26 protein-coding genes are annotated in these 23,822 nt (G+C 61.5%); 5 read left to right on the top strand and 21 right to left on the bottom strand.

What is annotated here, in order from left to right; genetic code table 11:
- Positions 1-39: 39 nt before the first annotated feature.
- The gene (locus AC244Q_RS04275; protein ID WP_128405887.1) at positions 40-1,395 is read right to left on the bottom strand and encodes a hypothetical protein; all 1,356 of its coding nucleotides are present in this window, start codon (positions 1,393-1,395) and stop codon (positions 40-42) included.
- Between the two features lie 66 nt (positions 1,396-1,461).
- Here AC244Q_RS04275 and AC244Q_RS04270 point away from each other — a divergent pair, with 66 nt between their 5' ends.
- A complete protein-coding gene (locus AC244Q_RS04270; RefSeq protein WP_128405880.1) occupies positions 1,462-1,803 on the top strand; it encodes a hypothetical protein in 342 nt (113 codons plus the stop codon).
- A gap of 63 nt (positions 1,804-1,866) precedes the next feature.
- A complete protein-coding gene (locus AC244Q_RS04265; protein ID WP_164902270.1) occupies positions 1,867-2,022 on the top strand; it encodes a hypothetical protein in 156 nt (51 codons plus the stop codon).
- A gap of 260 nt (positions 2,023-2,282) precedes the next feature.
- On the opposite strand, the gene AC244Q_RS04260 is transcribed toward AC244Q_RS04265, so the two are convergent.
- The 15 genes from AC244Q_RS04260 to AC244Q_RS04190 form a co-directional block, all read right to left on the bottom strand.
- Positions 2,283-4,205, bottom strand: coding sequence for a hypothetical protein (locus AC244Q_RS04260; RefSeq protein WP_128405879.1), 1,923 nt, complete (start codon positions 4,203-4,205; stop codon positions 2,283-2,285).
- Between the two features lie 158 nt (positions 4,206-4,363).
- The gene (locus tag AC244Q_RS04255; protein ID WP_128405878.1) at positions 4,364-4,666 is read right to left on the bottom strand and encodes a hypothetical protein; all 303 of its coding nucleotides are present in this window, start codon (positions 4,664-4,666) and stop codon (positions 4,364-4,366) included.
- Positions 4,666-5,673, bottom strand: coding sequence for a tail fiber domain-containing protein (locus tag AC244Q_RS04250; RefSeq protein WP_128405877.1), 1,008 nt, complete (start codon positions 5,671-5,673; stop codon positions 4,666-4,668). The genes AC244Q_RS04255 and AC244Q_RS04250 overlap by 1 nt, the downstream gene beginning before the upstream one ends.
- Entirely contained in the window at positions 5,639-6,055 is a 417-nt protein-coding gene (locus AC244Q_RS04245; protein ID WP_113546232.1) for a GNAT family N-acetyltransferase, read from the bottom strand. The genes AC244Q_RS04250 and AC244Q_RS04245 overlap by 35 nt, the downstream gene beginning before the upstream one ends.
- The gene (locus AC244Q_RS04240) at positions 6,052-7,875 is read right to left on the bottom strand and encodes a hypothetical protein (protein WP_128405876.1); all 1,824 of its coding nucleotides are present in this window, start codon (positions 7,873-7,875) and stop codon (positions 6,052-6,054) included. The genes AC244Q_RS04245 and AC244Q_RS04240 overlap by 4 nt, the downstream gene beginning before the upstream one ends.
- Entirely contained in the window at positions 7,872-8,579 is a 708-nt protein-coding gene (locus AC244Q_RS04235) for a phage adaptor protein (protein WP_128405875.1), read from the bottom strand. The genes AC244Q_RS04240 and AC244Q_RS04235 overlap by 4 nt, the downstream gene beginning before the upstream one ends.
- Before the next feature lie 16 nt (positions 8,580-8,595).
- Entirely contained in the window at positions 8,596-9,168 is a 573-nt protein-coding gene (locus AC244Q_RS04230; RefSeq protein WP_128405874.1) for a hypothetical protein, read from the bottom strand.
- 71 nt (positions 9,169-9,239) lie between these two features.
- The gene (locus tag AC244Q_RS04225) at positions 9,240-10,025 is read right to left on the bottom strand and encodes a hypothetical protein (RefSeq protein ID WP_128405873.1); all 786 of its coding nucleotides are present in this window, start codon (positions 10,023-10,025) and stop codon (positions 9,240-9,242) included.
- Positions 10,026-10,047: 22 nt separating this feature from the next.
- Positions 10,048-11,022 (bottom strand): phage major capsid protein, encoded by a 975-nt coding sequence (locus tag AC244Q_RS04220; protein ID WP_128405872.1) that lies wholly within the window; start codon positions 11,020-11,022, stop codon positions 10,048-10,050.
- 15 nt (positions 11,023-11,037) lie between these two features.
- A complete protein-coding gene (locus AC244Q_RS04215) occupies positions 11,038-12,108 on the bottom strand; it encodes a hypothetical protein (protein WP_128405871.1) in 1,071 nt (356 codons plus the stop codon).
- A gap of 62 nt (positions 12,109-12,170) precedes the next feature.
- On the bottom strand, positions 12,171-12,482 hold the full coding sequence (locus AC244Q_RS04210) for a hypothetical protein (protein WP_128405870.1): 312 nt from the start codon (positions 12,480-12,482) through the stop codon (positions 12,171-12,173).
- A gap of 13 nt (positions 12,483-12,495) precedes the next feature.
- Positions 12,496-14,613, bottom strand: coding sequence for a hypothetical protein (locus AC244Q_RS04205; protein WP_128405869.1), 2,118 nt, complete (start codon positions 14,611-14,613; stop codon positions 12,496-12,498).
- A complete protein-coding gene (locus AC244Q_RS04200) occupies positions 14,613-16,184 on the bottom strand; it encodes a terminase (protein ID WP_128405868.1) in 1,572 nt (523 codons plus the stop codon). Before AC244Q_RS04200 ends, AC244Q_RS04205 begins: the two co-directional genes overlap by 1 nt.
- The gene (locus AC244Q_RS04195) at positions 16,150-16,623 is read right to left on the bottom strand and encodes a terminase small subunit-like protein (protein WP_113546241.1); all 474 of its coding nucleotides are present in this window, start codon (positions 16,621-16,623) and stop codon (positions 16,150-16,152) included. Before AC244Q_RS04195 ends, AC244Q_RS04200 begins: the two co-directional genes overlap by 35 nt.
- Before the next feature lie 22 nt (positions 16,624-16,645).
- The gene (locus AC244Q_RS04190) at positions 16,646-16,882 is read right to left on the bottom strand and encodes a spike base protein, RCAP_Rcc01079 family (RefSeq protein WP_113546242.1); all 237 of its coding nucleotides are present in this window, start codon (positions 16,880-16,882) and stop codon (positions 16,646-16,648) included.
- A 716-nt stretch (positions 16,883-17,598) separates the two neighbouring features.
- On the opposite strand from AC244Q_RS04190, the gene AC244Q_RS04185 reads away from it, so the two are divergent.
- Positions 17,599-18,480 carry a dienelactone hydrolase family protein gene (locus tag AC244Q_RS04185; RefSeq protein ID WP_113546243.1) on the top strand — a complete coding sequence of 294 codons (882 nt, stop codon included), beginning with the start codon at positions 17,599-17,601 and terminating at the stop codon, positions 18,478-18,480.
- Between the two features lie 87 nt (positions 18,481-18,567).
- On the opposite strand, the gene AC244Q_RS04180 is transcribed toward AC244Q_RS04185, so the two are convergent.
- The 4 genes from AC244Q_RS04180 to AC244Q_RS04165 all read right to left on the bottom strand — a co-directional run bounded on the left by AC244Q_RS04180 (position 18,568) and on the right by AC244Q_RS04165 (position 20,847).
- Entirely contained in the window at positions 18,568-19,044 is a 477-nt protein-coding gene (locus AC244Q_RS04180) for a hypothetical protein (RefSeq protein ID WP_113546300.1), read from the bottom strand.
- A gap of 169 nt (positions 19,045-19,213) precedes the next feature.
- On the bottom strand, positions 19,214-19,621 hold the full coding sequence (locus AC244Q_RS04175; RefSeq protein WP_128405867.1) for a GFA family protein: 408 nt from the start codon (positions 19,619-19,621) through the stop codon (positions 19,214-19,216).
- A 184-nt stretch (positions 19,622-19,805) separates the two neighbouring features.
- A complete protein-coding gene (locus AC244Q_RS04170) occupies positions 19,806-20,204 on the bottom strand; it encodes a hypothetical protein (RefSeq protein WP_113546244.1) in 399 nt (132 codons plus the stop codon).
- 193 nt (positions 20,205-20,397) lie between these two features.
- Positions 20,398-20,847, bottom strand: coding sequence for a VOC family protein (locus AC244Q_RS04165; protein WP_113546245.1), 450 nt, complete (start codon positions 20,845-20,847; stop codon positions 20,398-20,400).
- A gap of 51 nt (positions 20,848-20,898) precedes the next feature.
- Between AC244Q_RS04165 and AC244Q_RS04160 the strand changes: the two genes are divergently transcribed.
- Positions 20,899-21,501, top strand: a complete 603-nt coding sequence (locus AC244Q_RS04160) for a TetR/AcrR family transcriptional regulator (RefSeq protein WP_012756505.1) — start codon at positions 20,899-20,901, stop codon at positions 21,499-21,501.
- 8 nt (positions 21,502-21,509) lie between these two features.
- Here AC244Q_RS04160 and AC244Q_RS04155 read toward each other — a convergent pair whose 3' ends face one another.
- Positions 21,510-22,448 carry an AraC family transcriptional regulator gene (locus tag AC244Q_RS04155; RefSeq protein ID WP_128405866.1) on the bottom strand — a complete coding sequence of 313 codons (939 nt, stop codon included), beginning with the start codon at positions 22,446-22,448 and terminating at the stop codon, positions 21,510-21,512.
- Between the two features lie 79 nt (positions 22,449-22,527).
- On the opposite strand from AC244Q_RS04155, the gene AC244Q_RS04150 reads away from it, so the two are divergent.
- Positions 22,528-23,355, top strand: a complete 828-nt coding sequence (locus AC244Q_RS04150; RefSeq protein ID WP_012756503.1) for an oxidoreductase — start codon at positions 22,528-22,530, stop codon at positions 23,353-23,355.
- Positions 23,356-23,822: the final 467 nt, after the last annotated feature.

The raw sequence follows: 23,822 nt of genomic DNA, 5'->3' as shown, positions 1-23,822 counted from the left end.
ATCTGTTTGCACTATCGCCCGGTCGGGAAGCAAAAGGCATTATGCGCTCCTCCCGCACGGGAAATAGAAACCGTCGGCCCACACCCAGATATTGCCAACAGCTCCTGCGACCTGTCTGACTTGCTTGCTCGTGTTCGTCCAAACATCTTGGGTCCCTACGGCAAAGCCGCTTGCAACCTGGACGGCGCCTACGTTGCCACCATCGCCAGAGATGCCAGCAACAAGAATTCCCTGCGCCGGATCGTGGATCAGCACAGCATTGGTCGTCGCGGTCGATGTGAATTCAAACCGCAGCTTCGCCTTGACCTTCACCCCATTTGGCACTGTCAGCGCCAGGAGTGTCGAAGTCGTAGAGATAGCGGCGTTGATAGCGTCCCTCGCCGGCGTCACGAAGGTGTATTCGTCGCGAGGATACAGGACAAACGGCCGAATGTTCGAGCTAGCATCGGTCAGCAACACGCCGATGCATTTGACGATGGTGTAGCCGGTGAGCAGCGCCGTGTTGACTCCGGCGATCGTCGCTGAGGTCGACAGCACGATATCGAAGGTCAAATCGTCATCCTTGCGCAGCGCATATGCGAAATAGTTTGCGTTCGCCGCGACCGAACCGGTGTCCAGACCACCGGCGCCGGTGCCGGCGGCGAATGTCCCGTTCGTCCGCTTTGTGATCGACGACGGATTCGAGACGAAACTCGAGCCCAAACGAGCGGAGCCGGCGCTAAAATCGATATGAGTGTTCGGGCTGCCGCTGTTGTTCGAAAGCGTGAGCCCGACGACGAAATCGCCTACAGCGGCGCTGTCGGCTTTGCTCGCTATCCTGGCGAAGAGTTTGTTGGTGAAGAAAGCGGCACCGGAACATATGATTTCGACGCTGTAGCCATTTTTAATGACAAGCGTTGCCGCGCCGTCGATCGTCTCCGCGCCATTCGGATCGATCGTCACGTCGCCGCCATCGGCAATGACGGCATAGTGCCAGTTCGCGCCGAGCGTTGCGGCTGCGGACAGGGTGAGCGTGGCCGCCGCGGTGAAGCGATGGATAGCGTTATCGTCGGACGCAAGCGCCGTGTAATCGCCTGACTTCGCCGCGTAGACCGTAGCCTTGTCGAAGGCGACGTCGACGCCGTTCTGGGTGAACCCCAGCAACCCACCACCCTTCAGATAGAGACCGGTCTGCGGCGTCGCGGCGAAGCCGATGCCCGGCGCGGATACCGTTCCGCCTGCCGCCTTGAGGGGTGCGACCATCGGCGCCGAGCCGTCGCGCGGCAGCGAGTTGGTGATTTCGTTGCCGAGGTCGGTGGTCAGTGCGTTCCACGGCACGGGGTCGATGACCTGGCCGACAGAGGGTGTCGTTCCGGCGGGCTTGAAATAGACGCCGGTGGATGGATTTCTGGGCATTGACCTTCTCCAAAGAAAAAGGCCCCGCGAATTGCGAGGCCTCGAATCGTATAGTATCGGTTGCGAATGCAGAGTGATCACGAGCCGAACCAACCGTCACACAGAGCGATCAACATCGTCGCGATGCTCATCGCCGTCGTGACGTTTGCCTCATGGTCCCTGCTCAGGACAGGCGGCCCCGCCAGGTGGGTGGTTGATCAGTTTCCGGTCGAGTTGACCATGTTTCTCACGGGCGCTTTGACGGCAGGGCCGGCCTGTTTTCTTATATGGAAGCAGGCGCGGGTTAATTGCGAGGGACTTTATTTCAACGGCGCCACCTGCCTGCCCGGCGTCACCCTCGGCCTGATGATCACGCTGGCAACATTGCTGGTCGCCATCCGGATCCAGATCGTCCCTGATAACCGCTGACATCATGCGCCCCTCAGGCCCGCAAGCCTCCAGGAAGGATTTTTAATGAGGAAATTCATATCCATGACACTAGGGGCGATGATGGCCATTGGCGGAGCATCAGCGACCGGTTACATGTTCCTGTACGTCGGCCAACCCGTCAAATTGATCATCTGGGCCATACCGATAAGCGTGATGGCACTGGGGGTTGCCATTTTGTGGGACGATGTGCGCGGATAACTCACCAGCCACCACCGCTATTTTTGCTGCTTCCGAGCAAGCAACAGAGCCCGTACGAGTGCAGCCGCTTTCTCGGCGGCCGGTACCGCAAGCTGTTCGCGTAGATGGTTCATCGTCCCCCGCGGGTCCCGAAATCCCGGCCTCGGGGTCGATGAGCTGGCCGACGGAAGGTGTCGTGCCGGCGGGCTTGGAATAGACGCCGGTGGAAGGGTTTTTGGGCATTGATCTTCTCCAGAGGAAACGACTGCTGGCGTGGTATGCTACCGAGTTGGTTGTTGCTGCCCTTGAGCAGCTTGCTGCGAAAGAAGGGCTTGAGCAAGTGCGGCGACTCCCGGGTTAGTTAGGCGCGCGGGCTGAATCAGTTGGTTCGCGAGGTAGGCGCGAACCGGGGGAGATAAAAGAACTCTTCCGGCCGCATAAGGGGCAGCGGTGCCCATGAGCGTGCCTAAGATGGCCCCGGTTGCCCCGGTTCCACCAGCCAACCTATCGCCAACGACGGCACTGACAGCTGCCGGAATGCCTTGGAAAAGATTGCGCACCGGTGAGCGGCTGGAACTGGAAAGCGGCTTCATGACCTCTTCCCCTGCCTTCGCCAGCGCGGTGAAATCCCCACCCTCCTGAGCGAATGCGCGAGGGCTTTGCGGTATCGTGGCGCCCCGCAGGTGCGACGGAGAGATGATGCCTTTCGGAGCATTCTCGCCCGCAGCGGCGACGGCCTTTTCCAGATCCAGAAAATTGCGGTACTGACGCTTTGCCTCCTGCCAGGCGTTCAAGCTATTCGGGTTCTGCGCCGCGATCGATCGCTCCATGGCATCATCCATGGCGTTGCGGATACCGGACAACGCTTTCAGAAGTTTCGGATCGTTCGCGCTTTCCGCTCGCGCATCTTCGAGTCGAGAGCGGATCGCCTTATAGGTGTCCCCTTGGTGCCCTCCCTTCACCAGACGTGCAATATCGAGTATCGAATCCCTAACGACCGGCGCACGCGCGCCTTCCCCCGCAACACGATTGTATGCGCCCATGGCAGCCGTGACCTCGTTGGCGAACTGCTGGTCAGGGATTAGGCTGTTATTTGCGGCGGCCGCATCCAAGTCATCGCCGATGCGCGTAAATGCCTGCTGCATAATCTCAGGCGTGGCGCGGTCCGCGTCGATGCCTGCGCGAGAAAGTGCCGCGTGGGTGAATTGGTCGCCCTGCATTTGGTTGAATCCCTGCGCCGCTGTTCCGCCAAGGTCGCCTTCGACGTTGCGTAAGTTGATGCTGTCAGACGCCTGGCCCCCTGACAGGTAAATCCCTTCGTTTCTCAGCGTCTGATTCATCATCTGCCGTTCGGCAGAAACCGGCAGCGGCGTAATCAAACGCCCTCCAGCCGAGCCGAGAAGCGCACCGACAAGGCGAGCGTATGGCTCCAGTTTCGTGCCTTCCGTTGCTTGGCCGGCCGCCTCGCTGGCAACCCCTGGGACGACGCCATATCTGACGACATTCGTCAGCAGGTTGCCGCCGCCAGCAAGCGCCCCAGGGACGAACTCGCCAGCAGTTTTGGCGTACTCTCCAGGGGTTGTCCTTGGCGCGTACAGATAGTCGTTCATCACACCACGAACGGTGTCCTGGCCGCTGAAGATGGCGTTGTCCATCTTCGTGCTCCAACTCTCATCCTTGCCCTTCTGGACTTTGGCCCGCCACTCGTCGCTCATTGGCGGCAAGCCAAAGATAGAACGCACCAGCGAATCACCCTGGTTGACGACATATTCCGCGCCCTGATTGCCAAGTCGCTTTATGGTCGCCGGCAGCATGACAAGTTCGGTGGCGCCGCGGACAACGCCGCTGCCGAAGCTCTTTGTCATATCACTAGCGATCGAAGGATCTTGAGACTGCGGTTCGCCAGTGATCAGCTTCTCAAATGGGGTACGCTCGCGCTTCTGTCCTGTCTGCGCGCCGGCCGGCATCGGCATGTCCATTGCGGTCGGCGACTGCCGAACCATCTCCGGATCCTGATCCAACGCGGACGCCGCTGCACCTGTCCCAGACCCCATTTCCTCTGGATAGGGGCCGGCGAGGATAGCACCGCCGCCGAGAGCGCGTATGACATCGTCAATCGAGAGATCGCCGAACTGCCCCGCATCGGGGGCGGCCCCAAGGCGAGGCATTTTTTTCAACGCCGGGGCTTCTTTAAAGTTTGGCATCAAAGGCTCCTGTAGATTTCGGAATCGATGTAAAGGTTTTTGGACGGCCGCTTGTTGACGTCTACCTCAACTGCGGACGAGCCGGTTGAGCGGAAACGACCCAGGGGCGCGCCGGCCTCAGAGCGTTGCCTCGAGTGTAGACAGCCAAAGTCCAAGTGCTATCCATTGCGCTTGCCGCCGAAGACCGACGACAGGAAACCGGGAGACTTCGCAGGTGGGGCGGGAGGCGCGCCGGTCGACACTGCGGGACTCTCGGCCGTGCCCGCCCGCTGCTCCTGATCCGCTTGTCTGATCTCCAGCCCACCAATCAGCGCCTGCGCCAGCCGCGCAGCTCCCTGCCACGGCGATTGCACCGGGCTCGCATCCATGCCTTGCTGCAGCATGGCGTAGGCCAGCCGCTTGCGCTGGTCGCTGATGTCGCCCTGTGTCTTGCCGGTATCGCCGCCAAAGATGAATCCCATTAACTCACCGCCCTTTCGTAGTCGACGCGATCGAAACCATCGGCATCTTCGAACACGGATTCCGGATGCACCTCGCGCACATCATCGGACATCAGGCCGATCTGCGTCGGGCCGCCCTCCCTGTATCGGAAGGCGTAGACCGGCAGACCGTTATCCAGCGTGCCGACGCGTTTGATGTCTTCCTTCAGCCGTCGGTCGGATTTCATCGCCCAGCCGCCGAGCAAAGAGCCGCCGAGTCCGAACAGACCGCCCATCGCCGCATTCGACTGCGCGACCTGCTGATTGTACTGGCCCATCTGCTGATTGTAGTTCTCGTTGATCAGCCCGGCCTGATCCACAGTCGGCAGTTGCGTCGTCGGCGTGTTGACATAGCTCGGCTGGTGGACCTGCGAGCCCGACATCAGCGCCGAAATCTCGTTCAGCGGCTGGTTTCGCTCGGTCAGGATCGAGTTCTGGGCATTCGAATACATGTCGCCGAGATACTGGTCGGATGCGGCCTGCTTTCGCGTCGAAAAATCGCGCAGCGCGTTGTCATAGGCGGCCGAGCCCATCGAGATGCCCTTGTCGGCAAGGCTCTGATCGAGGCTCGCCTGATCGCGGTCCCACTGGTTGTTGAAGCCGGACTGCCAGTGATCGTTGACATATTTGTCGACATTGCCGGCGCTGAGATCGACATTGGTGCCGAGAACGCCCGAAATCTTGCCGGTCTGGTCGTTGGCGAGCTTGGCAAGGCCGAGCTGCGTCTGCTGCGTCTGGTCGTAGATCGCCTGGTTCTCGGGCGAATAGGTCTGATAGGCCGAATAGGTCGGCAGCCGATAGGTCTTGCCGTTCTGGTCGGTCATCGTCTGATAGCCGCTGACCTTGTATTCCAGCGAGCCATCCGGCGTGTACTGATTGGTGTGGCTGAGCCCCGCATTGGCGATGGCGGTGTCGACGTTGGTGGCCGTCTGCGCCGCTGCTGTCTGTGTCGGATCAGGCGCCTTTGGGGCCTTCGGCGTGGAGACCATAGGGAAAATCCTCTTTCATGATTGCGTAAAGCAGCGCGTCGCAGTCGCCGAAATAGGCCTGCTGGCGGCCCTCCAGGCGGGCGCCGAGTCTTGCCAGAACCTTCTGGGATTCGGCATTGTCGGCGCGGGTTCTTGCGGTTGCGCGGCGGCAGCCGAGCTGATGCACGACATAGCGGAAGACCGATCGCATCAGCGTCAACGTCAGCCGGTCGGCGGCCAGCGAGACCTCGACGTCATGCTCGGTCCAGACGTTGAAGACGAAGCCGGCGATGATCCGGCCGCGGTCGATATGGGCGAGCGTGGTGTAAGGCGGGTGGAAGCTCACGCCGATCCTGTTGCCGACCCATGCCGCGATCTCCTCGCGCGGTTCGGAGACGATCAAATCGGCGCGCCCTTTTCGTAAAGCACCGAGCCGCCGACCACAGCCGCTTCGGAGACGGAGCCGGACGAGCCCGAGATCAGCGCCCGGATCGTCGGCGCCAAGGCCGAACCGGCGCCGCCGGCGGAGGCGAATTTGCGGACAAGCGAAATGCCCGGGAATTTCGCGACACCCCAGACCGCCGTTCCCCACTTTGCCGCCGTGTTGTTCTCGATCGACGACAGAAGCGCATTGGGAATCTTGGTCTGGTAGTCAACCGAAATCCCGGCATACATCAGCGTGGAAACCCCGATCTGCGCCGTCACCCCGATCAGCTTCGAGAGCTTGGTCGAGAGGCCGTCGCCATAGCGGCTCCAAGCGCCAACCATCAGCGCGTCGATCGCCACGCCATTGTCGTTGGCGCCGACTTCGGCCTCATAAACCGTGCCGTCGCCCGCCCCGAAGAACAGCCGATCCTGCCATGTCGTCCAGCAGGAGGCGGGCATGCCGACGAAGCGGCACCAGGCTCCGGTTTCGGTGTTCATCACATATTGATAGGGGCCGAAGGAGGACGGCAGGTTGACGATCGCCATCTGCCGCGCCGGAAAGCTCGAAAGCTGCCACTCCTCTGACGTCGTGCCGGTCGCCGCAACGGTCTCGCGCCAGGTCGGGCCGATCTTGGCGGTGATCGCCCCGAGGCTGGTCGCACCCCGGTCGAGCTGCACGGCCTTGGTGATCGGCACGATGCCATCGGTGGTCATGATCGCCAGATCGGCGCCGACCGACAGCAGGCATCGATCGGTGCCGAGCGGCCGGCCGAGCTTGAAGGTGCCGATCAGGCCCCAATTGGAAGCACTAGAAGGATCGGAGCCCTGGAAAACGATCACCTCGCCTTCCGAGGAAATCAGCACCAGGCACTGCTGCAGGCCCGTCGAAACGGGAATGGTCCAGACGTTGATCGCAATCAGCGTGCCGCCATATTTCATATTACCGCCGACCGGCAGAACCGTCGCATTGCCGCTGACGGCGTCGGTAGCGAGATACCAGACATTGGTCGAATTCTTCTCGATGAACCAGAGACGCGAGCGATAGGCGGTGACGGCGATCAGCAGCGATGCGTCCGGAATGCCCGATATCATCGTCGAGGGGACGTAAGGGGTGGCGACCGCGCCCTTTTCAAGCTGCGCATTGGTGACCGTTCCGGACACGGTGACGACAAGCGTGCCGGCGGCCGGCGTGAAGGTCAGCGACACCCGGTTGGCGACGCCCGTGCCGTTCAGCGTGCCGGCGAAGGCGCCGGAAAGCGTCACGGAGCCGGTACCGAAGAAGCTCAGCGTATAGGCCGTGTTCCTGATGGCAACGTTCTGGGTGGCGAGTGTTGCCGTGCCCACCAGAAAGTTATTCGTCCAGGCAGTGCCGTTGAAGAGCAGCGGCGTGTCGAGGCCGTTGACGAGGCGCAGAAACTCCTGGCCGGCCGGGTTGGTATATTGCTGCACCGACCAATGGGCGCTTGCCATGCCGGAGACGACGGGCGCACCAACGGCGCCGCCCGCCGTCACGTCGAAGATCTTGTCGCCGGCGGCGGCAAACAGCCTGTTGCCGACGCCGGAATAGGGAATGACCGTCTGCACGTCGGCGCCGAGGCCGGTGGCAAAGGCGAGGAAGCCATAACGGGCGCGCACCCGGTTGGCCTCGGGAAAGAAGTTGTCGAGCTGAAAGGCCGCATCTGCAGGCATATCCGCCATCTCGACATCGGTTCGCCAGCCGCCGATCGGTGCGATCCAGTCTTTGCTTGGCGAAACGCGGCCGGTGCGCCCGTTTTGAGGGACAGGTCTGCGGGTCATGGGTTGGACACCGTGATCGTGCCGGGCCAGTAATTTTCAGGCGCCTGCCCCCTCGCCGGCAGCGAGAGGTCAACCGGGCTTGCCGCCCGATCGGCGCCGATCGCGGCTTCCTTGGATCGCTCGAAACTGGCGATCTCCTCGCCATAGTCGAGGCCCTTGGCCCGCTTCCAGCGCCAGATCAGCGAAAGTTCGAGGAGGTCTTCGGGGAAGCGGGCGGTGTCGGTGTCGCCAGCCCAATTGGCGGCATAGGTCGCCTCGCCATTCAGCGCCACCCAGAAGCCGGAAATATACGCGTAAGCCATGGTCTCGCCGGCAGCGTTCGGGTGGATGTCGAGCTTGCCGCCGGCCATGCGCCAGATCTGCGGCACCGGGTTGGAGTTGAGGATGCTGTTGCGCTGCCAGGTCTGCGGCTCCACCGGGCCATTCAGCTGCCAGAGGCGCGAGGCGTTCCAGATCTTCGAATTGGCGGCGAAGCGGTCCCAGTCGGCGGGCGGCTCGGCCGGTTCGGGGTTGGCGCCGGTCGTTACGAATTGCCGCTGCACCATCAGCGCCGACCAGTCGTGCTCGCGCATCAGGTCGCGGCCGGCGCGGGTGGAGAGGATACGCAGCTGCATGATCTGCGGATCCGCCGAGGACATGACGGCCGTCGGCGGATCGAGGTCGATTTCCGCGCAGACGTTCTGAATGATGGTCAAGAGCGACATGCGCGGGATCTCCGGTTCAGGCGGCGACGCGGCCGCGGGACTTGTTGCCGCCCTGGCGTTCGTTTTCGAGCGCCTCGAAGCGGGAAGCCATCTCCCTCATCTGCTCCTGCAGGCGGGTGACCTCGTCCTTCAGCCGCTCATTCTCGGCGGCAAAGGCCGAGGCGGCACTCGAGTTTTCAGCGGTTGCCAGATAGGCCCGGGCGGCAGCGACGAGCTCGTTCGACCCCATGCCGATCTTCTGCTTGACGGTGTCGGAGAGGGCTGCGAGCTGCTCGACGGTGTAGATATTGACCGCCTCCAGCTCCTTGATCTGGCTGGGCTTCAGATAGGGCCATTGCGCCAGCGGCGTGCCGGTCAGCTGCTCGCGGGCAGCGGCGCCTTCCTTGAAGCGCTTGTAGGCGTCGGAAAAGCGCTGTTTGTCGTTGTCGGTGACCTCGCGGTAGACTTCGGTATGCTTGTCGCCGGAGATGAAGATGCGGACGAATTCCTTGTCGGCGAAGATCGGCCGGCCTTCCTTCTCCGTCAGAAAGGTCTGTTCGACCGGTTCGAGGCTGAAGGAGGCATAAATTCCGGTGTTGCTGTCGGGCATGGTGCGTGGTCTCGCTGTTGATGGCGGGGAAATGAGGAACGGGCGCCGCAGCGCCCGTTAGTTGACGTGGTTTAGTTCACCTTCGACAGGAACGGACGCATCAGCGTTGCCTCGAGCACGCCCGTCGCGGTGATGGTGATGCCCGAGCCGTTGGCGGTGGCGTTGGCCGAGAGGGTGGTGCTCTGGACCACGCCATTCGGGCTGTAGGTGATGCCCGAGATGGTCGTTCCGCCTGATATGCCGGTGCCGGAAACGGCGGCACCGATGAACGGGCCGGAACCGGCATTGAGGCCGGAAAGGCTCGTCAGCAGGTTGGAGCCGTTGACCGTGGTTGCGGTGAACGTCTGGTTGGCCGCCGCGAAGTTGACGTTGGCGATGGCCTTGGTGGTGGCCGTGGCGGATGCCGGGGCGTTCGCCTGGCCTGCCGTGGCGGTGGTTTCGGCAACGACGAGGGCCGCCGTTGCGGTTGCGACCAATGCCGGAGCCTGGCCATTGCGCTGCAGCCAGACGTAATAGGTGCCCGGTACAAGCGTGATGGCACCGACCGGGCCGCCGGTCAGTGTCGGGGGCTGGGCGGCGCCGGAAAAGACGCCGCAGCGCTGGCCGACGACGGCAGCCGCCGTGGTCAGCAGCGAAGCGACATAATCCCGGGTCCACTGGAACCACTGACCGGGCTGAAGGGTCGTCTGCGAGGCCAGCACCAGCTGGCAATAGACCCATTCGGATTCGCGGTCCCCGCCGGCGACTGCGCCGAGGGAGAAGTTCGGGCCGGGAATACCGGAGCCGGAAACGATCGGGCCTTCGACGACGAACGGGTTCGCGCCAAGACGATCGGACTGGATTGTTGCGACCGACATTTGCTTTTCCTTTCGTTGACGATCAGGCGAACAACACGCCCTGCAGGAAGGCGTTGTTCATGGTGAGGTTGCCGGCGAAGCCCATGAGCTGCACGAAGGCGTCCTGGTTGGTGTTCATGCGTTCATCGCCGATCGGCGCCATGTCGCGGTCGCGGTGCGGGCGATAGAACAGGTACTTGGTGTTCAGGAAGAACATCTGGTTGAGCGGCGCACCGCCGCCAAAGCCGCCGTCGAAGATCACGTCGGCGCCCATGTATTGCAGCGACTGGAAGCCGGCCATGCCCTTGTCCGCCGAGGTGATGCGCTGGATTGCCTGCAGCGATTCCCAGTAGAGGCGGAAGAAGTTGTTGTCGGCGACGACCAGATCCGGCGCGTCGGAGCCGCGAACGCAGGACATGTAGAGCCGGTTCATGTAGCTCTGGATGTTGGCGTTCGAGGCGGCGGCACCACCATCGGCCGAGGCCGAGAATTTCTGGTTGCGCCAGAAACCCCAGGTGGCGCGCGAAATGCCGCCGACGGTGCCTGAGGTCGGAGAGGTCGAGACCAGCAGCTGCAACCCGCCGATCTGACGCCCGCCATCGGCCGTGCCATCGGAATAGCAGTCGAGCGCGATGTTGTTCTTCAGCGTGGTTTCGGCGTTTTCGATGCGCTGCTCGAGCAGATCGAGGATCGCATCCTCGCCTGAGTTCTGCAGCTGTTCGAGGCCCGACATGGAGACGGCGACCGCGGCCTGCTTGAGGTCGTATTCGGCAGCGGTGATGACGTCGGAGGGCTGCACATTGAGGATATCGTAGCCGGAATAGCGCTTGAAGGTGCTGTTTTCCTGGTACTGCAGTTCCTGGACGATGGTGCGGCCGCCGGAGATGGGCTTCTTGCGGCCGCGGCTGTTCAGACGGGTGAGAAGACCGTTGTTCTTCGTCACGTCGTCGCCGACCGTGCCGCTGCGGTTGCGCAGCGTCGTGGTCACGATTTCAGAGAGGTTGGGCGAGATGGGCATTGATCATTCCTTTGATCAGACTTGACCGCGCGAAAAACGCATGGCGTCGCGCAGCGAGTCCCGGATTGAGGTGGGCTGGCCTCTTGCCGCATCGCGGGTCGGGCCCGGCGCGGAAGATCCAGAGATGGATCGCGAGGCGCGGCGGGCTTGATCTGCCGCTGCTGCCCTCTGGGCTTGCTGTTGGTGAACGGGGGCCTGTGCAGTCTGGCTGATCAACTGCCGGCGAATGTCCGGGCGCATCCAGCATGCGGCGTCGTAGGCGTCCTGAAGCGATGATGCCCGCCCTGCGTTGATAAGGGCGATCATATCGTCCAGCACATCATCGGCGTGCGCGTTTGCCGGGTCGGAAAGGAAGGCATCGACTTGAGTTTCGGTGTCCCTTTTCCGTAAAACATGTTCGACCGTCGCCTCGACGTTGACGTGTCGCGGCTGCGGTCCTCCTTGCTGTGGTCCGGCCTGCTGCGAACTCCGCTGCAGGACCTGTTCCATCTGACCATTGACCAGGGCATGAAGATTGACCCCGGCCATCCTGGCGACGTGAACGACGGTGTTGACGGGATCGTGGATGAGCGCCTTTTCCCAGTCGATCGCCCGGCGCATGACATCGGCATGGGTCATGCCGGCCTGGCGGATGAGCGGCGTGAACTCCTCGAGCCCCTTGTAATCCTGCAGGACACGGAAGCCGTTATCGACCTCCTGTTCCCGCTTGGTAATCGCCGCCTGCACTTCACCGGGAAGGGTCGCGAATTGCGCCTTGGCTCCTGCCGACCAGCCGGGCGGAACCCGACTGCCGACGTTTGCGGGGTGTTCCCGGGTCTGCAGCTGGGTCTGGGCTTGCGGCATCTGCTGAGCGGCGTTTGCCGCGGGCGCCTGCCCTGCCCTCGCCGCTGCGGCTTGCTCCTGCTCCTTGGCCAGGAAGCGGCCGTTTTCGCCGTCGCGCGGCTGGCCAGCGATATCGCCCGGTCCATTGCCTTCGACGGTGTCGATCGCCGCCTTCAAGCTGTCGCGGATGCTGACCGGCTTCTCGTCGAACGCGCCAAAATCTTCGCTGCCGTTGCCGGCCTCGTTCAGGTCTTCCATGTCCATGTCGGAAACTTCCTTTGTCGGGGATTGATGCCCGTAAAAACAAAAGGTTAGAGCGGTTTGTTCTAGGCGTTGTATTCGGCGTGAACTCGCCGCAGCTCCTTGCGGATCTCGTTGCGATCCGTTTTCGGCTTTTCGATCGGCGGCGGCTTTTCGTTGCCGATCTCGACCACGCCGGCCGATCGATAGGCGGAGCGCAGCTTGGCCTTCGAGGTGTAATGCCTGCCGTCATGCATCGACTGGATATCGATGCTGTCGCTGACGAAATGCGGCGCCGGCAGATCGGACTGCGCCGGGCTCTTTAGCGGCATGCAGTTGTGCGGCCACTCGTCGAGCGCGTGCCAGCCGCCGCAGACGCGGCAATAGCGTTCTCTCATGGTTTCACTCCGTTCACTGATAAGCGGCCTGCTGCGCCTGGAACTGCTGCAGCGCCTGTGCCGCTGCCTCGCCGCGCGCCTGTTCCACCACGGCACGATGCTCGATCTCGGCTTGCGCGACGCCAAGCTCGGCCTTGCGCTGTTCGGCACCGGCCTTCACTTCAGCCGTCTTCAGCTTAATCATCTGCTCGGCCGGCGGCTCCGGCGGCGGTTTTGGTGCGGTCGCCGCCTCGGAGAGCTGGGCGCCGACCTGTTCCAGCGTGCTTTCGAGCTGGCGACCGGCCCTGAAGCCGCGGGCGGCAAAGAGCAGTGTCTCGACCATGACAGGCACCAGCATCGGGTTCTGCTGCGCCATGGCGCCCGCCTGTTGCAGGAAGCCGCCGATCATCTGCACGAATTCCATGCGGCGCTGCTTTTCGGCGTCCTCGTCGGGCTCGATCGTCGAATCCGTTTCGATGTCGATCTGGAAGCCGCGAATGCTGTCATTGCGCAGGAGCTGCACGACCTCGTCGATCGTCGGCTGCTGCATCATCTGCTCAAGCTGCGGCGGTATCTGCGGCGGCGGCGGTGCGGCTTGCCCCATCTGCTCGGCGCGCGCTGCGGCCTGCTGCGCCGCCATCTGCATCTGCTGCATCTGCATTTGGACCTGCTGCTTCTCCGCCATGGTCGGCAGCTTGATGCCGCTGACCAGCATCAGCGTTTCCGGCTGGAACTGGTCGCAGATGATTTCGCCGGCAAGGCGGATAATATCGCGGGCAAACCTGGCAAGCTCCGACTGGCGGTCGCGGATGCGGATCGAGCCCCACTGGCTCTTGATGCGCTGCGCCGTTGCCGTCTCCGACGCCTGGGTATCGCCGCGGACGATGTCTGAAATGCCGGTGATCTGGTAGACGTCCTCGATCAGCTGTTTGCGGGCCTGGATGCAAGCGATGATGACCTTCTGCACCTCATCGATCGGCAGCGTCACGATGGCTTTCGAGCCGCCCTTGTCGGTGAAGGCAGCCCATTCCGGGATCGGCACCATGACGGTATCGTTTTCCGGCCGCATCGCCTTCTCGATCGCCGGCGAGATCGCACCGTCGCCGGAGGGATAGAACACTTTCAGCCGCAGCTGGTCCGTCAGCTTGTTGACCCGCTTCGTCAGCAGATCGATCTCGTCGCATTGCTGCTGATAATAGACATAGTCGGGAACCGGGATCAGCGAGCTGGTCGACATCGTGCCATAGGCCGGGCGCGGGCACGGCCAGAAGTGTGTCAGATCAAGCGGCGGCTCCGACACTTCGAGCGCCACAGGCGCGCCGTCGGCGATCCAGACGGTATAGTTTTCGCTCTTGCACCAGATCTCCCAGACATGGGTCTTGCCCTCGTTTTCGGCGCGCTCCGTCTGGTTGCTGCCCTTGTTGCTGCCGGCACCTTGCGCCTGGAGCGATGTCATCGCGTCCGGGCCGAAGCGTTTCTCCAGCTCCTCGTCGGTCATCGGAACGCGCCGCGCAACCCATGTCACATCCTTCCAGCGCCGCGCCGGCGAATGCAGGAAATCAGACCAGTGCACATAATCGATGCACACACGCTCGTCGCTGATTGCCTCCGGCGGAACGCCATTCTCGCCCATGCCACCGGGCAAGCCGCCGAGGAGACTCTCGGGCAAGCTGCCATTGGCCGGCGCGTCGGAGGGCTGGACGCCCATGTCGAGCGGCTCGAAATCGGCTTCGTAGCGCAGCCACACCGTGCCGCGGGCGCAGAGCAGAAAATCGTCGCGCACCGCCCGCATGATCGAATCGATATCGGCTTCGTCGCCCATATAGGCGAGATTGCGTTCGACCAGTTCCGAGGCCATCCGCGCCACCGGCTGGGCGTCCTTGAAGCGGCGCTCGACGACCGGCTGCGGCACCCGGGCATAGACGGCCGGCTGCAGCACCGAGGTGTTGGCCCAGAGCATTGGAAATCTTCGCTTGGCCGCATTCGTCTGGTCCGACTGCTGGTCGAGATAGATCTTCTCGATCTTGACGCAGCGGTCATGCCAGGATTTGAAATAGCGCTGAGCGCGCTCGAGCTCCTGCTGCCAACGGGCGCCGACCTTTGCCAGGTCCCATTGCTGCCCGTCCGCCAAAGCCGTTGTTTCGTCTTCCATCAAACACGCTCGCTGTAGGTGGGGGTGGAATCGGCAAATTCGTTGAATGTCATCGTCTGGAAGGTCGGGAGTATCTTGGCTTGCGGCTTCAGCGGTTCGGGCGCCAGGCCGGTGAAGATGATCGCCAGACCCCCGAAAGCGTCAGCACCATGCGAGGCCCAGTTATGCAGCGGTTCGTCGCGGAAAACGCTCAGATCCTCGTCCCAGTCCTTGCGGTAGTTCCGCAGGCACTTGATGCCCTGGATGCAGCCGGCTTGATCGAACTCGATCTTTGCCAGAATGCGCCTCGTGCCGTTGATCCGGTCGTGGACATAGGCGCGCTCGATCTTGCGGACCGTGCCGAGACCGCGGGCCTTGACCTCTCTCAGCATGACTTCGATGCGGGTCATGCCGCCCCGCGTCCATTCCCTGACCTTAATGTCATGCGGCATGTTGTGGACGCCGTAGACATAGCCATGCTCGGCGCCACGCCGCTCCAGCTCGTCGAGCATGCCGTCCATGCCGGTGCCGGTATGCTCGAAATAGCCGATCATCCTGACACGGCCGGGCAGCACCTGAAACAGCCAGACGCTGTTGGTATCATCCATGCCGATGTCGGAAATGGTGTGGACGGGATAACCTTCGACATGCGGGAAAACCCCGATCCGCTCTTCGGCGTCGGCGACCGCCATCTGGTCGGCGTAATAGGCGCCCTCGACGCTCGCTTCGAAAGCTTCCGCCGGCGTCGAGGGATATTCGCGCTTCATGTCGCCGAGCTGGGTTTCGGCCTTCTTGACGTACCAGGCCTTCTGCCCGTCCGTCAGCGTGATGCCCTGATCGGCCAGATTGCGGAAATACTTTGCGAAAGCATCGGTGATGATGACGCCTTCAGGCGCGATCGCATATTGCGGTTCCTTCCACCAGGGGAAGAAATGGAATTTGAAGTCCAGTTCGGTCAGCTTCGCCGCCTGGCGCTGCTTGACCTGGCCATCTTCGCAGAGCGTGTAGAAATGCCCTTCCTGGCCTTCCGCCGTGCTTTCGACGAAGACCAGCTGGCCGGCCTGCACCGTATTCAAAGCGCCGGTGCGGACTTCCCTCGCCTTCTCCGGATATTTCGCGCAAAGCTTTCCATATTCGGAGATATGAAGATATTGCAGCGTTCCCGAGCGCAGCGAGGTTCCGACACGAATGCTCGAATTATTGCCAAGCAGCAGTTCGGTCTGGTTGGCTCTGACGACAGGCACGGCGTTGCGGATACCATCCGGCAGATTGTCATAGGGGTATTTGATCTTATCCCGGAAGATCGTCTGCACGTCGCCCAGCGTATGGGCAATGGTGCCGGCCCTTATATCCCGGTTGAAGACGCAGGCATCGAGCATGAAGATCTGAATGAAGGTCGTCAGACCCAGCTGACGGGCCTTCAGCAGCACATTCAGATAATGCATCTGCTCGAAAAAGGTCATCTGCGTCCAGTTCATCTCGAACCTGACGCGTTGGCCCGATTTGTCGGTGATCCAATAGAGATTGTTGAGACGCCAGCGCCAGTCGGAAAACTGCTCAACCGCCGTTTGGAAGTCCGCGCGTCTTGCCATTGATATCTTCCAGCAACTGCGAAACTTCACTCGCGACGACGCCATGGTCGGGCTCGACCTTGGAACCGTATTTCTTCGGCTTCAGCTTCTCGGCGACCCACTGGCGGGTGGCGATGCGGAGCTGCGAACGCCTTATGGCTTCGCCATTCTCCTGCCAGCCGGTGGTCTCGCCGGCGGCGTTCTTCTTTTCGATCCAGTCGTCTGCGCGATCATCGGCAATCTCGACCATCTCGTCGACAAAACCATCCGCCTGAATCTCGCGCGCTAGGGCGTATTTGGCCCGAAAACCGGCCTTGTCGTCATCGGCGAGCCAGGAGAGCACGCTCGACATCGCCGGCATCCCTTCATCCCGGCAGATCGACCGGAGGCTTTCCCTGTCGGCGATACGCTCGCAAATCCTGTCGGCAATCGCCTGGGTGAACTTGATGGGTCTGCCCATGAGGCGCCGCTTCTGGAGGCTTCTAGAACAGCGCGACGATGTTGGATGCCGTAGTCCCGGTCAGCGCCACGATGGCGGCATGAACCGGCAGGATCGTCCCGGCCGGCACGCTCCTGAAGATGACCGGATCCATGTCCCTACGCGGCGCAATGGCAACGTCACCCGTCGTGCCGATATAAAGCGCGCGCGCACCGACAATGGCGGTATCGTTCGGCGTCACCACTGCGGCCCGCGAGGCCGGAGCAATCGAAGGGTCCATTGCAGTTCTCCTTGGAAGAGGCGAGCGCGACCCGGCCCGATCCCGATGTGATCGAAGATGAGCGGTCAGGCGGCAGAGGATGGGGGATCAACGACGATCCGAGGAAGCTGTCCGGACGTCTGAGATGACCGGTTCTCAAGCCTTGGCGAGTGACGCAAACGATTGAAGGGCGACGTCGATTTGGTCGACATCACCTCTGGACTCAAATCTCGCAGCTTGGATTTGCGGTAGTGATAAATGATCTGCCGGGGGGTGATCAAGGGCTAATTGTGGGCCTCGCGCCAGTTCGAAACCGAGCCTGCTCGACACGGTCGGCGGCAGAACGACTTACGCCGCGCCGGCGCCGGATTTGGCAAATCTCGCTTCCCAACCTCCGTCATCCCAGGCCTTGAGCCTGGGATCCATGCCCGCTGCTGGTGGAGGGTCAACGTAGATCCTCGGGTCAAGCCCGAGGAGGACGGAGCAAGAGGTGAGCCCTGTGGCAAATCCGCAAGTCTTGGCAAATGGCGCGTACGATCGGAGCGCGGCGCCGATTTGGTCGACATCGCTTCTGGACTCAAATTTCGCAGCCTGGATTTACGGTAGTCATAAATGATCCGCCGGGGGGTGATCAAGGGCTTCTAACCGCAGCATGCGATTAATTGAAATCTGCCCAACCCGGTCCAACCGGCGGCAGAACGCCTCACCGCTTTGCGAGCCTTCAGGTCCGGCGTACAATGAGTGGGCTGTTGATCAAACGGTGGAGAAGTTCAGTGAAAACCACGAGACTTTTTCTTTGCCTCATCGCTTTTCTCAGCGTCACGCTCGCTGGAAACCCGGCTGATGCCGACGAACTGGTTCACTTCGAAAGCGCGCCCGTCAAGCTCAGCCCATTTCGGATAAGCAAGGCGAGAGAACAGGGAGAAATTCTTTCTCAACCGCAAGGTACGCCCCTGCTGGGATATCTATCCCGCCCCCAGGGTGATGGCCCTTTCCCGGCAGTCGTCGTTCTGCATGGATGCGAGGGTCTGCGTTTGAGCGTCAAAGACCTTTGGCCGAAACGGCTGGCCGCATGGGGCTACGTCGTGCTGGTCGTCGATAGCTTCACCACCCGCAACATCAAGGACAGCTGTCAAAACCGTCTCCCCGATCGCGTCTTCGACGCCTATGGCGCTTTGAATTTTTTATCGAAACAAAGCTTCGTCGATATCAGGCGCGTTGCCCTGATGGGCTTTTCAACCGGCGGCACGGCGACGCTGGAGGGAACAAAAATCGAAGGCAACGAACAGCTGATGGACAGCAAGTTCAGGGCGGCGGTTGCCTACTATCCCCTCTGCGCGGCAACTCAGGGCGATGCGACGGTGCCGATCTTGATTTTAACTGGCGAACGAGACAATTGGAGCCCGGCTGACCGATGCCGGAAGAGGCTTGCCAAGCTGAGTGACGATAGCCCGCCCATCGAGCTCAATATCTACAAGGGCACTTACCACGATTTTGACGCCCCGGAATTTAAGGTGGGACGGAGGGTGTTGGGCCACATCGAAAAATACAATCCGGACGCCGCAGGAAAGTCCATCCGCAGCGTTCGCACATTCCTTCGAAACTACATCTTGAACTAAAACCTCGGCTCGAAGTTCGCAGGATACGCCCCACTCTCCGTCATTCCAGGCCTTGGCCCTGGAATCCATGCCAGCCGCGGAGGCACACTACCGCGAGAGCATGGCCTTCAGTCGCTGTTGCAAGACAAGAGGTTCGCTGGACATTCGAACCTGACTGAGCGCATGGCGCATGGCCGGCGTGAAGGGCAGCCAATGTTGCAGATGATCCAGCAACTCCTCCGACATCATGTCTTCGAGCGGGCCGGCGCCCAATTGACCGAGCGCTTTTTCGTGGCCAGGCAATTGGGCTTGATCGATAATGGCGAGCACTCGTTTCAAGACGACCTCGCTCGGATCATGCAGTAAAATCGTCGACCAATACCATTCGCCGGGATCTGCGAGATAGGCCTCTATATAGGCTTCAGCGGTAAGCGGTGGCTTTCCAACACCCGTCATATCCGGCAGCCAGGTCAGATCGGATGCGAGCGCGCTCCGGGTGAACACGTCGACCGCTGGAGCGTCGGCGGTGTGTTTTCGCGAGCGCGGGTTGCTATGGTTTTTCCTGGTCACTTTTGGGCTTCCCATTTCCACGGCACTCTGCATCAGCATATGGTTGCCCGCAACTCAACTCCGCTATCCCTGGCTACTTGACGCGCCATCCGCTGCGTCGGGGGCAAAAGAGAGCCTCCGTGTTGTGCAGGTTTCAAACATAAGCGGCATCATTCAGGGGTGACGCAGGCGATGCCCGGAGAGGTCAATTTCCGGCAAGACGCTCGATCGGTTCGGTCAGGTCGATCCAATGCGGGCGATTGTCCCACCAATGAACATGATCGGGTGCCGGAAAGGACGGATCGGCGAATGTGCCGCCGGCGATGACGACAGTTCCGGGAAAGTATGTTCCGGATTTCGAAAACCCGCCCCCGCCACAGATCCGGCAAAAGGCTTTCATCACATCAGGTGTGGTTTCGCCTTGCGGATACCATACGGAATATTCTCCGGAGACAATCCGGACATTTTCCTCACGGAACCACACATTATGCGCAAGTGCACCGCCGGATGCACGCTGACAACGCGTGCACGTGCAGACGTGGTTGTGCACAGGATCGCCATCGACCTCCAGGGCAAGGGCGCCACAGGTACACTGCGCATGAAAGATGGGCATGGGGCTCATTCCGTGTTTTTCTCACGGTTGTCGATTTTACGACGCCGGAATCGACACGGTCTATCGAAATTTGCCAGGACCCTCGCATGCGGCAAAGCATGGCCGGATGGAACTCCACCGTCTTTGCGGCGCCGATGCATCGGCGTTTTCGAGAGGTCCGGCCGGAAGCGTTGCATGGCGGCGATCAAACGAAGATGCCCGCCATTTTGAGTTTGCTGCAGAATACCGATATGGCGTTCGCGACGCCCTCGCTGAAGGGAAACTTGAACGGTCGCGTGGCTTCCTCGGTCAGAACTGGCTCGCCTGTTGCGGCGTCACGGCCGGTGACATGCTTCGTCAGCAGGATGCCGCAGGCCTCGCCGGCAGCCTCGTCGATCGCCATCTGGACATCGCCAAGATAGGTATCGCTGGGGATGTCGATGATGAAGGCCGTGAAAAATCTCACGCCGCGGCTCCCCGCCACGGCCTTGACCAGGCTTGCATGCGCCTCGGAGACCTCAATCTCCTTTTCCGGCGGCCACATCACATCACTTGCAGGCCACGCATCATCTTCCACGGCTTCGCCGATCGGCTGCTCACGCATATCCGCTCTCCACATCTTCGGTTTTCAGATGGCGGCCGCCGCGCCGATGTTCTTATTGTGTTCTGATAGCGAAGAGAGTCAAGACGGATGTTTTGATGTGAGCTACCTTCAGTGAACCCCCAGAGAAATGGTGCAGTCGCTCGGGACGGACGCCGGCCACCGGCCTCCTCGATCGCTCCAAGGGCTGTGGCACTCACGCCGAGATGTCCGCGTTCCAGCGGCGTTGCATCTCCTCAGGCGTGACCTGCTCGATGGTTTGCGACAACATCCAGCGGTGACCGAAGGGATCAAGCACCTGCGCCACCCGCTCGCCAAAACTCTGGTCGGTCGCCGGACGCAACATCGTCGCCCCGGCCGACAGCGCCTGCGCCAGTGCTGCGTCGGTCGACATCGTGTCCATATGGAAGGTCACCGGCGAGCCTCCGATGGTATCGGGAGACAGGGCGCCGAAGTCCGGATATTCGTCTGCCAACATCATCAGCGTCTCTCCGAAACGCAGCTCGGCATGGCCGATCCGCCCGTCCGAAGGATCGGTCATTCGGAAGACTTCCGTGGCGCCGAAAGCGTCCTTGTAGAAGTCGATGGCCCGCGCCGCATCCTTGACGATGAAGTAGGCGCTCACTTTTCGGGCAAAACTCGGCATGGATGATCCTCCTTGACTGGGTTCTTCATTAACGTTACGTATCGTAAAGATATGAGTCAAGAGAGTAATGCAACACCGAAGAAACGAGGGCGGCCGCCAAGCGCTGCCGCGCAGAGGCGTGCCTTGGAGGCCGCCCATGAAATCCTGATGGCCGAAGGTTTTGGCCGCATGACGATCGAAGCCGTGGCGGCGCGGTCCGGTGTCGGCAAGCCGACGATCTACCGTTCCTGGGCCAACGCGCAGGAACTGGCGATGGCCGCTCTTCTGGTCAACCGGCTACCGGAAGCGGAATTTGGAGGGGGCACGGCGCAGGCGGCTCTCGGGGCGCAGATGAGCGGACTGGTGACTGCCTTTGCGAGCACGCGCGGACGGCAGATCACCATGGCACTTGCGGCCGCCGACCCGGAAAGCGAATTCACCAAGGCCTTCCGCAACCAGGTGATCCTGTCGAGCCGCAACGCGGGTCGTGTCATCCTGGAGGAGGCTCTGGCTCGGGGAGAGATCGTTCCGCCGCCTGATATGGAGGCGCTGCTCGACATGATCTACGGACCGGTCTTCTTCCGGCTGCTGGTCGGCCATCGCCCGGTCTCGCCGGAGTTCGGCGATGCGATCGTTAGGACCGCGCTGCGGGCCGTTGCACCGTCGGGCGTGTGAGACATGCTTTAGCCGTGATCGTCACCCAGTTCGCCAAGATGGCGCTGGACCCACTTGATCTCCTCCGATGCCGTGCGCCCGAAATGCCGTTTGAAGTCGCGGCTGAACTGCGCCGGGCTGGCGTAGCCGACCGAAGCCGCGACATCAGCGATCGTTCTCGTCTGGCGCGCGATCATCAATCTCGCTTCGTGAAGCCGCATGGCCTTGACGTATTGCATCGGACTGTTGCCGGTCAGACCCTTGAAATGGACATGGTAGGACGGAACGCTCATGCCCACCTCCCTTGCCAGATCGGTGACCGCGATCTCCAGGCCATAGTTTTCCCGCAGCCAGGCCAGACTCTGAATGATTTTCCCGGATCTGCCCTTCTGCTGGAGGGCGGCGATCATCGCACCGCCTTGCGGACCGACCAGGACGCGGTAGTGCAGTTCGCGCAGAAGGCCGGCGCCAAGCACATCCGTCTCGACGCTGCTGCCAAGTGCCGTCAGCAGGCGCAGCAGGACATCCTCGATATCACCGGACATCCTGCTCGACACGAGACTTCTCGGCTCGTCGCCTGGCAGTTCGGCATGCTTTTCCACCTGCAATGCGATTTCGGCAGCCATCTGCATATCGAACTCGACATAGACCGCCAGTAAGGGCCGCTCGGGACTGGCCATCGACGTCATCCGAAACGGAACGGGCAGCGACACCGCCAGATAGTGCTCCTCGTCATAGGTGAAGACCTCGCCTTCGAGGATGCCCTGCTTGCTCCCCTGAAGGACGAAAACCGCGCCCGGCTGATAGAGGACCGGAATGTCGTGGAGCACGGCTTCGGTGCGCAATATGCGAACGGAAGCAAGAGCGGTCGGATTATATCCGTGACGGAGAGCGAGACGTGCGGCCAAGGCGACCATCTCCCCTCGCCTGGATAGGCCGCGATCACCATTCATAGGATTTGGCAACATTTTGAGAGAATCCGCAATCGATGCGCCGGTTTCTCCATACTATTTGTCAATTCCCATCCTCAATCAAGGAGTATCGTTGATGTCACGAAAGACCTTCTTCATCACCGGATCGAATTCCGGCTTCGGGCTCGCCATTGCATCTGCGGCCCTTCAGGCGGGCCACATGGTGATCGGCACTGTGCGCTCGCAGGCGTCGCGCACGGCGCTCGCCAAAACCCTGCCTGGCCTGCGGCCGGTCGTCTGCGACGTCACCGAGTTCGACCGCATCGATGATGTCGTCGCCGACGCGGAAGACGAGCATGGGCCGGTCGACGTGCTGATCAACAATGCGGGTTACGGCCACGAGGGCGTGCTCGAGGAGTCGCCGATCGAAGAGATGCGGCGGCAGTTCGACGTCAACGTCTTCGGCGCCGTCGCCGTCGCCAAGGCATTTCTGCCGCGGTTTCGCGCGCGACGCCGCGGCTTCATCGTCAACGTCACCTCGATGGGCGGCATGATCACCATGCCCGGCATCGCCTATTACTGCGGCAGCAAATTTGCGCTCCAGGGCATATCGGAAGTGATGCGTTCGGAAATGGCTCCGTTCGGGGTGCATGTGACGACCCTTTGCCCCGGCTCCTTCCGGACGGACTGGGCCGGACGATCGATGGTCCGCACCGAGCGGTCGATCGCCGATTATGATGCCCTCTTCAATCCGATCCGCGAGGCGCGGCAGGCCGTCAGCGGCAAGCAGCGCGGAGAACCCGCCAAACTGGCCGCGGCGGTTTTAGAGCTCATCGAATCCGACAATCCGCCGCCGCAGCTTCTGCTCGGCAGCGACGCGTTCAAGCACGTGTCAGACAGGATCGTTCGCCTCCAGCAGGAGATCGAGGCGTGGAAGCCTGTCACCCTCTCGACCGACGGCTGATGGAGGCGCGCAGCCTTTGACGGCCACGAACCATCGCACCGCCCTCGGTGCAGATTCTAATTTCGAGCGGTCAGGGCGAGACGTCGGTCGCAGTGCTCATTGAAAGGTTGGGCCGCCATCTGCACATCGAGCACGATCGGCATCGGCACTGAGGCATTGGCTGAAGATCATGGCATCGGTTCCGCGGCGTTCAAAAATGCCCCGACGATACGGGGCAGCTCTGGAAAAAAATCGGCTCTAGAAAAGGTGTTCCAATTCTGCGAACGGAGAATACTGTAGCCGTTTGGCATTGCAGCTGTAGTCCTGATACGTATAGCCACCAAGGGCAAACCCGTATCTTTGGTCATCGTGGAAGTATCGTGTCGTCACGCCACTCGTTCTGTGAGTCGATTTTTCGCCGTAAACCTTACGCAAATGATCCGATCCCCACGGCTTAGCGTTAATACGTTCGATATGCTTGCATCTCT

The organism is Rhizobium sp. CB2179 (genome assembly GCF_057653455.1).
This window is presented reverse-complemented; position numbering and strand designations above follow the sequence as displayed.